At 62.1% G+C, this 9,592-nt stretch carries 9 protein-coding genes, 1 tRNA gene and 1 pseudogene; 4 read left to right on the forward strand and 7 right to left on the reverse strand.

Translation table 11 applies throughout. The features are described 5' to 3' along the window. Positions 1–4 precede the first annotated feature (4 nt). Positions 5–1,480 (reverse strand): cardiolipin synthase, encoded by a 1,476-nt coding sequence (gene cls / locus IWX81_RS08985; protein ID WP_199280962.1) that lies wholly within the window; start codon positions 1,478–1,480, stop codon positions 5–7. A 65-nt stretch (positions 1,481–1,545) separates the two neighbouring features. Further along, positions 1,546–2,001, reverse strand: a complete 456-nt coding sequence (locus tag IWX81_RS08990) for a MarR family winged helix-turn-helix transcriptional regulator (RefSeq protein WP_199280963.1) — start codon at positions 1,999–2,001, stop codon at positions 1,546–1,548. A gap of 170 nt (positions 2,002–2,171) precedes the next feature. On the opposite strand from IWX81_RS08990, the gene IWX81_RS08995 reads away from it, so the two are divergent. Then, a complete protein-coding gene (locus IWX81_RS08995; RefSeq protein WP_199280964.1) occupies positions 2,172–2,993 on the forward strand; it encodes a bacteriorhodopsin in 822 nt (273 codons plus the stop codon). Between the two features lie 49 nt (positions 2,994–3,042). Here the strand turns inward: IWX81_RS08995 and IWX81_RS09000 are convergent, their stop codons facing one another. Both IWX81_RS09000 and IWX81_RS09005 read right to left on the reverse strand, forming a co-directional pair. After that, positions 3,043–3,645 carry a hypothetical protein gene (locus tag IWX81_RS09000; RefSeq protein WP_199280965.1) on the reverse strand — a complete coding sequence of 201 codons (603 nt, stop codon included), beginning with the start codon at positions 3,643–3,645 and terminating at the stop codon, positions 3,043–3,045. Between the two features lie 4 nt (positions 3,646–3,649). Continuing rightward, positions 3,650–4,138 (reverse strand): YajQ family cyclic di-GMP-binding protein, encoded by a 489-nt coding sequence (locus tag IWX81_RS09005; RefSeq protein WP_097061756.1) that lies wholly within the window; start codon positions 4,136–4,138, stop codon positions 3,650–3,652. Positions 4,139–4,180: 42 nt separating this feature from the next. On the opposite strand from IWX81_RS09005, the gene IWX81_RS09010 reads away from it, so the two are divergent. Beyond that, positions 4,181–4,918, forward strand: coding sequence for a hypothetical protein (locus IWX81_RS09010; RefSeq protein WP_199280966.1), 738 nt, complete (start codon positions 4,181–4,183; stop codon positions 4,916–4,918). Here the strand turns inward: IWX81_RS09010 and IWX81_RS09015 are convergent. Beyond that, positions 4,915–5,931, reverse strand: a complete 1,017-nt coding sequence (locus tag IWX81_RS09015) for a LacI family DNA-binding transcriptional regulator (protein ID WP_199280967.1) — start codon at positions 5,929–5,931, stop codon at positions 4,915–4,917. The genes IWX81_RS09010 and IWX81_RS09015 overlap by 4 nt on opposite strands. 123 nt (positions 5,932–6,054) lie before the next feature. On the opposite strand from IWX81_RS09015, the gene IWX81_RS09020 reads away from it, so the two are divergent. After that, positions 6,055–6,139, forward strand: a tRNA-Tyr gene (locus IWX81_RS09020). Between the two features lie 449 nt (positions 6,140–6,588). On the opposite strand, the gene IWX81_RS09025 is transcribed toward IWX81_RS09020, so the two are convergent. Then, positions 6,589–7,440 carry a substrate-binding domain-containing protein gene (locus IWX81_RS09025; protein ID WP_334593640.1) on the reverse strand — a complete coding sequence of 284 codons (852 nt, stop codon included), beginning with the start codon at positions 7,438–7,440 and terminating at the stop codon, positions 6,589–6,591. Between the two features lie 12 nt (positions 7,441–7,452). Then, positions 7,453–7,605, reverse strand: a pseudogene (locus tag IWX81_RS15065) (LacI family DNA-binding transcriptional regulator); the annotation flags it as partial. A gap of 405 nt (positions 7,606–8,010) precedes the next feature. On the opposite strand from IWX81_RS15065, the gene IWX81_RS09030 reads away from it, so the two are divergent. Continuing rightward, positions 8,011–9,592: hypothetical protein (locus IWX81_RS09030; RefSeq protein WP_334593642.1), on the forward strand; the 1,582-nt coding region annotated here is incomplete at its 3' end.

Here is a 9,592-nt window from a genome sequence, read left to right on the forward strand (position 1 = left end):
CGGGCTACTGCACAGCTGCGGTGAGCCTGGCCACGTTGTCGAGTGCGCTGACGACGAATCCGCGCTTCTGCCACTCTTCGAGGGTGAGCTGGCGGCTGTTGGCCCGATACGCCGCTTCGACGTCGCGCAGCGAGTCGATGAAGGCCTTGCCGCGCACCATGACCGAGACTTCGAGGTCGAGTGTGAACGACCGCATATCCATGTTGCTCGAACCGATGACGGCCACGTCGTCGTCGATCGTCATGTGCTTCGCATGCAGGATCGTCGGTGCCTTGTAGAGGTAGATGTTCACGCCGGCCTCCAGCAGAACCTCGTAGTAGCTGCGCTGCGCGTGATACACGAAGAACTGGTCGCCGATCTCGGACACGAACAGTTCGACCCTCAGTCCACTCTGCGCCGCGGTGGTGATCGCGTAGAGCATCGAGTCGTCCGGCACGAAATAGGGGCTGACCAGGATGACCTTCTCCTGGGCGGCGTAGACGAGCGAGTTGAAGAGCCGGAGGTTGTTCTCGCCGGGGAAGCCGGGACCGCTCGGAACAACCTGGCAGTCGAGATCCCCAGGGCCGATCGTGCTGAAATCCGTGGCGGATCCACGGGGAAGCAGCTCGTTCGTCTCGGAATACCAGTCCGTGATGAACAGCGCGTCGAGCCCGGCCACGACCGGCCCCTCGAAGCGCACCATGAAGTCTTTCCAGTGCAGCCCGCGGCGGTGATTCTTCCAGCGCTGGTATCCGGTCTCCACCACATTCTGTGATCCGGTGAAGGCGATGACGTCGTCGATGATCAGTATCTTGCGGTGGTTGCGAAGGTCGGGTCGCCCGATTTTGCCCCGCAACGGCTGGAACGGCAACATCAGGTGCCATTCGACGCCCATCTTGTTGAGTCGTCGCTTGGTGCGGCCATACGCCGGGTACTGGAAGTTGCCGAGGTGATCCAGCAACACTCGCACGACGACCCCGCGCTTGTGGGCGTCTTCCATGGCATCGAAGAACGGCTTCGTGGTGGAGTCGAGCAGCAGGATGTAGAACTCGACGTGCAGGCTCTTCTTCGCGCCCTTGATCGCCTCGGTCATGGCGTCGAGGGTCTCCTGGTTGTCGGAGTACAACTTCGCCTTATTCCCACCGACGAGGGGCATGGCGCCGAGGGTGCGATTGAGCTCGACGATCGGCTCGAGCCACACCGGCCACGGCGGGTCGCGCTGCACGAGATCGAATCCTTCTGTCGTCTCGAGGATGTAGCCGTTGATCTGTGCCTGCTTGCGACGCCTGCCCCGGGGGAGCCTCGCGCTTCCCACGATCAGGAACAGGATGACGCCGACGTATGGCACGAAGAAGATCGCCAACAGCCAGGCCATCGCGGTCTGTGGCCGACGGTTGCGCGGCACCACGATCAGCGCGACGATTCGGATGACGAAGTCGATGACGAGCAACACCCCGGCGACCGTGATGTTGGAGACAACGAAGGTGGTGACAGCATCCATCGATCGAATTCTAGCGACGACGTGGCTTTCCGGCGTCATCCGGCACGACGGTCAGCGAGCGGGGCTCAGCGGTCCATCCGGGCGAAGATCTCTGTCGCTACGGCCGTAAGGGCTGCTTCGAATGCGGCGAGCTCATCGGCGTCGAGCATGAAGGTGGATCCGGCGATCATGCCGGTGAAATCGGTGTGCATCTCGGTCATCATGGCGTGACCGGTGGGCGTCAGCTCGAGGAACAGGCTCCGTCGGTCTTCCGGATGAGCGATCCGCTCGAGCAGGTCGAGCTCGACGAGGCGATGGGAGATAGCGGTGACCCCGCCCGTCGTCATCTCCATGTGGGCAGCAAGTTCCTTGGGGCGGACGCTCCCCTTCTCACCGATCCAGAAAAGCGCTCGAAGTTCGCTCGGGGAGAGGCCATGACGGATGGCGATCGCTTCCCGATTTCGTTCGAGAGCCCTGACGAATCTGATGGCCGCGGCGGGGAATTCGTCGAGAGAGTGGGTGCGAGGCGATTCCCTCTCCATGCTCAAGCCTCTCTCGGATCTACCAGCCAACTACCCAAAAGAATAATCATAAACTCGGCGCTTTTTAGGTCACTCGCTATTTTACTTACTCAGTGAGGCAATAGGATGATCTTAAATCGTGCGGCTGCACAAACTCCCGCACACTTGATCCACATATCTGGAGGAACCTCGTGATACCTGATGCCCTAACCCAGGGTCAGTTTGATACTGTCTACAACTTCCTGTCCCTCGTCATCGCCGCTCAGCTCTTCACGGCGGTCTTCCTGACCTTCGGGCTCAGTCGGATCCTGCCGCGATATCGGCTGGCGATCACGGTTGCGATCGTGGTGTGTGGCATCGCCGCCTATCACTACTTCCGCATCTTCGACTCGTTCAAGGCTGCTTTCGTCTCCGATTCCGTTGGCGGCGCCGGCGGCTACACGGCGGCCGTCGGTGAGTCATTCAACGAGGGCTACCGCTACGTCGACTGGCTGCTCACCGTTCCGCTGCTGCTGCTCGAGCTCATTGCGATTCTCGCGCTGGCCCGCAAGGTGCAGAACGGCCTGATCGTCAGGCTGATGGTGGCGGCAGGCCTCATGATCATCCTCGGATACCCGGGCGAGATCAGCGGTGACAACGGGATCCGCGGAATCTTCGGGCTCCTCTCCACCATCCCGTTCGCTTACATCCTGTTCGTTCTCTTCCGCCAGCTGAGCAAGTCGCTCGCGTCGCAGCCGGCCTCGGTGCGGGGAACGCTCAGCCGGCTGCGTTACCTGCTGCTGCTCAGCTGGGGCGTCTATCCGATCGCCTACCTCCTTCCGCTTCTCAACATCGCAGGTTCGGATGCCTGGGTCGCCAAGCAGGTCGGATACTCGGTCGCAGACATCGTCGCCAAGGCCATCTATGCGCTGATCATCTTCTACGTCGCTCGCATGAAGTCGTACGACGATGACCCCGAGTTCGCCCGGGTCGAGCTGTCGAAGGAAGACGCACCCGCCGTTCTCGCAAAGTAGCAATCGCCTCGTCATCGCACGTGCTTTCGGGGCGTGCGATGGCGAGGCGCTAGCGTGACCACTCGACCAGGGGCAGTTCAGAGGTTTCCGCAGTTCCGGCTGGTCCCCATCTCACGCTGAAGTATTCAGCGGAGTCACCCACGGTTCGGCTCATCCCCAGGCGAAGCCCGATGATGTCGAAGACCGACTCGCTCGTGCAGGCTCCGCCGGCACTCGCCTTCCCCTCAAAGCCTGCAACGCAGATGTTGCCGCCTGTCGTGACGAACGCGAAAACGTCCCACCCGTTCCCGCTGGCGATCCACCGGATCTTGTCGGTGCGCGCGTCACGCATTCCTCCGCCCGGCCACACTGGTGCATCGGACTGCGGTCGGTCGAATACGACGAGGGACGACACTGGCGCGAGTGCCACTGTGCCCGCCAGACCGAGTGCAACTGACGCTGCCACGGCAACGATGACTTTCTCGCGCCGCGTCACAGCTGTCGGCAGGGGCGGAGTGTGCCACTCGATCTCGGGCGGAGGTGTGCGGGCCTCGGCGAGGGCAGCCAGCCGCGTCTGGGCGGCGGTGGGATCGACCCCATCCACCGGCCTGGAATATGCCAGTCGTTGCAGTTCGCGCTCGTCCGATGTGTCATCGGGCGAGTCGCTGGCCATGGTCTTACCGGAAGTTCACAAACTGCAGGTCGACGTCGAGCTCCTTGCCCTTGAGCAGCGCCATGGTGGCCTGAAGGTCGTCCCGGCTCTTCGACTGCACGCGCAGTTCATCACCCTGAATCTGCGACTTCACGCCCTTAGGTCCCTCGTCGCGGATGATCTTGGACACCTTTTTCGCGTCTTCGGACGAGATGCCGTTCTTCAGGCCGATCTCGATGCGGTACTCCTTGCCGCTGGCGAACGGCTCGCCGGCATCCAGCGACCGGAGTGAGATACCTCGTTTGATGAACTTGGCCTCGAGCACCTCGAGCACGGCTTTCACCCGCTCCTCGGCGCTGGCCTTAAGCAGCAGCTTCTCGCCGCTCCATTCGATGGATGCCCCGACGCCCTTGAAGTCGTAGCGCGTCGCGATCTCCTTCTGCGCCTGGTTGACGGCGTTATCCGCCTCCATCTGGTCGACCTTGCTGACGATGTCGAATGTGGAATCTGCCATGTACCCATGCTAGAACCTCCTTGTGGTAAACGCTGGTGGTGGATGATCGGCGCCCTGATTCTCGTGATCGCCCTCGTCGTCGTGGCCGTCGTCTCCTTGCGGCCGACGCCGCTCGCCGGGGCACCCGAGGGCGAGGCCGGCGGCGCGGGCTCCTCTCGGACGTTCGCGACCCAGGCACCAGACCCGCTGCTCGTCGAAGAACCGACCGGACCGGGTTACGTCGACAGGATCGACCCGACGTGGGCAACGGAGACGGCCGGCCGCACCGGCATCCCTCAGCTGGCCCTCGTCGCGTACGCGGGCGCCGTCGTCAGGAGTCGGGAGGTGTACCCCGACTGCGGAATCGGTTGGAACACGCTTGCCGGCATCGGGCTCGTGGAGAGTGATCACGGGCGCCATGGCGGATCAGTGGTGGGCGACGATTTCCGCGTGCGCCCTGACATCTTCGGTGTTGTGCTCGACGGCGGGGAGACCGAGAACATCCCGGACTCCGATGGTGGTTCGATCGATGGGATCGGCGACTTCGACAGGGCGGTCGGTCCGATGCAGTTGATTCCACAGACGTGGCAGAGCTGGCCGTCAGACGGCAACGGTGATGGAGTGGGAGACCCGCAGAACATCGCCGATTCCGCTATCGCCGCGGCCAACCATATGTGCAGGGCGGCGACGGAGATGGAGTCGCCCGATGGCTGGCGGGCGGGTATCGCCGCCTATAACAACGCGACCACGTACGGCCAGGCGGTCGCTACCGCGGCCCAGCGCTACGCGGACGAGGGCTAGAGCTTGGGGCGTGCCGTGCTCGACCGCACGATCAGCTCGAACGGCAGCGGGGTGTTGCTGGAGGCGTGAGCCTTGTGGTCGGGGTGCAGCTCATCCATCAGGATGTCGACGGCCATGCGGCCCTGCAGTGCGGGGAACTGGGCGATCGAGGTGAGACCAAAGAATTCGGCGAGCTCGTGGTCGTCGACGCCGATGATGGAGACGTCGTCAGGCACGGAAAGCCCGAGATCCCTGGCGGCAAGAATTGCGCCGATCGCCATCTCGTCCGAGGCGGCGAAGATGGCCGTCGGCCTGTGATGCGGATTCCCGAGCAGCTGTTTTGCCGCGGCGTATCCGCCGGGGATGGTGAAGTCGGCGGCGCGGAACAGCTCCTGGTCGGCTTCGATCCCGACAGCAGCGAGCGATGCCCTGAATCCTGCTCGCCGCTGCGAGGGCACATGGAAGTCCATGTCGAACTCGCGGTTTCCGCCGATGAAGGCGATGGTGCGGTGGCCGAGGGCGAGCAGGTGATCCGTGGCCAGCCGCGCGACGGCGGCGTCATCGATGCTGAGGGTGCGAACCCCCGCGATGGATCCACCGACGCCGACGATCGGCTTGTTCATGTCCATGAGGCGGTCGACCTCGTCGCCGGTGAGCTCGAGGGAGATGGCGATGACGGCATCCACTCGCTTGCGAAGCAGGAAATGCTCGAACACGCTCTTGCGCTGGTCGTCGCCGCCGCTGAGGTTGTAGAGCGTGAGGTCGTACCCGTGGCTCAGCAACGCCTGTTCTGCGCCTTCGAGCACCGCGCCGAAATACCACCGGTTGATGAACGGGATGACCACGCCGATGTTGCGCGTGCGCCCGGTGGCGAGGCTCGAGGCGTTCGACGAGACCACGTACCCGAGTTCGAGCGCGGCGGCGCGAACGCGGTGACGGGTTGGCTCTGACACGTGCCCGTTTCCGCTGAGGGCACGTGAGACTGTCGCCGTGGAGACCCCGGCGAGTTTGGCTACCTGGTTGATTCCCGGCACTGGGTGACACCTCCTCGGTTTCGTGCCGATCTTACCTTTGTCAGCATGGTCACACGGGGCGCTCGGAGCTTGTATCCTTGTTCAGCACGTTCCCTCAGTGTTTACGCTGGTGGAGGGTGCCACGGCATGTTACCCAAGTGGCCAAAGGGATCTGACTGTAAATCAGACTGCTTCGCATTCGGGGGTTCGAATCCCTCACATGCCACCAAATAGGAAAAGGCCCCACGCGCACTATGTGGGGCCTTTTCCTATTTCCCCGGCCGTGCGTCGCTGAGAACACCCAGGGCCCCGACCCGCGCAGTCCGAGCCATTGCGCTCGCGCTACAACACGTCCCGAACGCACAACCGCGCAATGGATCGGCGGCCCGGGTTGGGCGTCGAATCCCTCACACGCCACCGAGATAGTAAAAGGCCCCACGCGCATTTCGTGGGGCCTTTTCCTATTTTCAGGACGGGTGGAGGAGGACAAGCCCCTTGTGGGCGCGGTGGAGCTTGGGCGATCGCGCCAGCGATTGCGCGACCCCAGCGCCGACCGAGCTTGCGAGGGAGGGCTGAGCAGTCAGCCGCATTGCGCCATCCCGCAACTGCACCGTTCGCGTCACTGCGTAATGTGAATGCGGCTCAGTAGGGTTTCGTATCCCTCAGATGGGTGCGCAACTACGGGCGTGGCGGCGCAGTGGAATCCCTCACGATGAGTTCAGGATGCATGAACTCGTCCCTGTCGGGCGCATCCGCGTCAGTAATGCTCGCCAGCACGGAGTCGAACAGGAATGTGCCCTGGCGTGAGAAATCGATGCGAATGGTCGTCAGCGGAGGAGTGAAGAATTCCGCCTCAGGGATGTCGTCGAATCCGGTGATGCTCATATCGGCCGGCACCGAGATGCCGTCCATCGTGAATGCGCGCAGGGCTCCAAGGGCCATTTGGTCATTGGCTGCAACGATGGCCGTGACGGCGGGATCGAGCGCCCGCGCACTGATGGCGGACTTGCCCGAACGAGCTGTCCAGTCCCCGTACACATGGGGGCTCGCGGGCATTCCCCGGGAGGCCATTGCCGCCTCGAAAGCGGTCGCACGGTTACGAGCGGCGATCCAATGCTGCGGACCGGCCAAATGCACGATCGACCGGTGGCCCAAACTTACGAGGTGCTCAACGGTGAGACCAATACCCTGGGCGTTGAAACTGTCTCCTGCGGCGCTCGAGAGGTCGGCGGGGCCAGAGTCGACGTACAAGGGCACACCGAAGTCGAGTCCCGCGACCGCGTCCCGAACATCATCGGTAACCGCAATCACCACGATGGCGGCGAATTCCTGACGTCGCAGGATCGCAAGAGCTTCGGTCAACGACGTCGGTATTTCCAGATCGATCGAGATGATGTCGACGAGATAGCCCGACTCGCGAGCTGCCTGTGCGAGACCCTGAAGGGTCTGACTCGGACCTGCTGAGACAAGGTCAGAGGTGAGCGCGGCAATGCGGTGGGACCGGTTCGTAGCGAGGAATCGCGCAGACATGTTCGGGTGGTAGTCCAGCTCTGCGATCGCCTGAGCGACGCGTTCTCGGGTGGCGGGTCGGATTCCTTCGAACCCTGCGAGGTAGCGAGAGACTGTCTGATGGGAGACACCTGCCCGTGCTGCAACGCCGTAAATGGTGGTTGCGTTTGTTGAACGAGCGCCCATATGAACCTCCCTCCAGCGCCTCGAGAATCTTCAATGGTGACTCTACCGCCGCATGGCGAAGCTCGCGGCAGGTTGTGCTGGTGACGCCTCCGGGATTATCCTTCGGAAATGTTTCCGAAAACATTCGGAGGAACGAGACGAGCAAAGGAGCTCACGGTGTCCCGGAAGAACACAGCTGCGTATCGACCAGGTTGGAAATTGTTCGTCATGGTGGCGGCGATCGGGATCTCGAGCGGACTTCTCGTGTCGCCAGCGTCGGCGGCCCCGGGCGACCCGTTGCAATCAGTTTTCCCAATCGTCCAACCGACCGCTTGTGCGTCACGTGTTTATGTCAGCCCTGCCGGCAATGATGCGGCCAACGGTCTGACGCCGCAGACGGCCTGGCGGACAGTGGCCAGGGTGAACATGGCCACCGTCGTCGCGGGTACGTGCGTCCTGTTCGAGGACAGCACCACATTCTCGGGTCGCCTGGAACTCAGGGCTGGTGACGCGAACGTTCCCGCTAACCGGGTGATCGTGGGAACCTACATCACCGGTTCGGCAACTGGCGCCACGAGGGCGACCCTTCGTGGAATTCTGATCCAGAACGTGGGGGGAGTGACGATTCAAGACCTCGCTGTTGTGGCCAGCGGTACCGCAGTCATCAACGGAATCGAGTTGCTCAATACTCTCGGCAACAACAATCAACGATCCGGGTTGACGATCAGTCGGGTCAATGTGGGCGGTTTTCCCCTGAGCGGGATAGTGATCGACGGAAGAAACTCAGCCAACCTGACCAAGAGTGGCTTCAGCAATGTCCTGATTGAAAGAACAGACTCCTATGGCAATGGCGACGCCGGGATCCAAAGCTACGGAAACCTGTGCGATTCCGCGAACGCCGGGTACTCCCATCTCAACGTCACCGTCCGACAGGTCGCTGCGTTCGACAATGCCGGGATCGCCAACAAGACGGTGCGGAACTGTTCGGGAGCGCTCGAGAACACGAACTCAGGCAACGGCATCGTTCTGGGGGACGTCCAAAACTCGGTCATCGAGAACAGCTTTGCCTTCAGAAACGGAACAAACAACAATTTCGGGGGTGGCGGTCCGGTGGGCATCTGGGCCTATAACGCCGACCACATAGTGATTCAAAACAACCAGTCGTACTCCAACCGCAGCTCCACCAAAGACGGCGGAGGGTTCGATCTGGACGGTGGCGTGAAGAACAGCATCATGCAGTACAACTACAGCTACGACAACACCGGCGCCGGATACCTCGTGTTCCAGTACGAGGGTGCCCGCCCGATGGATAACAACATTGTGCGATACAACATCTCGCGCAACGATGGTCGAGGCGCTCCTGGAGGAATCGCGTACGGCGGAATCGTCATCGGGAAGTTCGGGAACGTAGCTGGGCCGACGAATGTGTTCGTGTATGGGAACTCCATCTTTCTGAGCCCTACAACGACGTCACCTGAGCCGCCAGCCGGAATTCGAGTCTGGGCCGGATCAGAGGGGTACTTCTATAACAACTCGATTCACACCACGGGAAACGTCCCGCTCGTCAGTCTCGAATCGAACACCACGACCCAGTTTCTCGGGAACAACTACTTCCGCTCGACGGGGTTCAGGGCGTATGTCAACGCGAACAACTTCACGGACGTGGGAGCGACGCCGATCTCGGCGCTCTCCGGATGGCAGGACTCCTTCAAGACAGCGGCCACACCCGGCTATCTCACCGCCACAGTAGCCAGCCCTGCAGTTTTCGTGAACGCGAGCAATTTCGGTCTTGCGGCGGGGTCTGCACTGCGGAACGCGGGGGTGAGCGTGACTACCGTTGGTGACGAAGTGAGTTATCCGGTGACGCGAGATTACTTCGGCGTGATCCTGCCTCCTGCCAACAACCAGCGGTATGGGCTGCTGCGGGGATTTCGGACAGCGGAATTAGTGGATTCGTCTACGCTGCCAGGGCTGGCTGCTGATAACCATAGTGGACTTCGTTGGGCCG

The organism is Salinibacterium sp. CAN_S4, assembly GCF_015752305.1.
GTDB lineage: Bacteria > Actinomycetota > Actinomycetes > Actinomycetales > Microbacteriaceae > Rhodoglobus.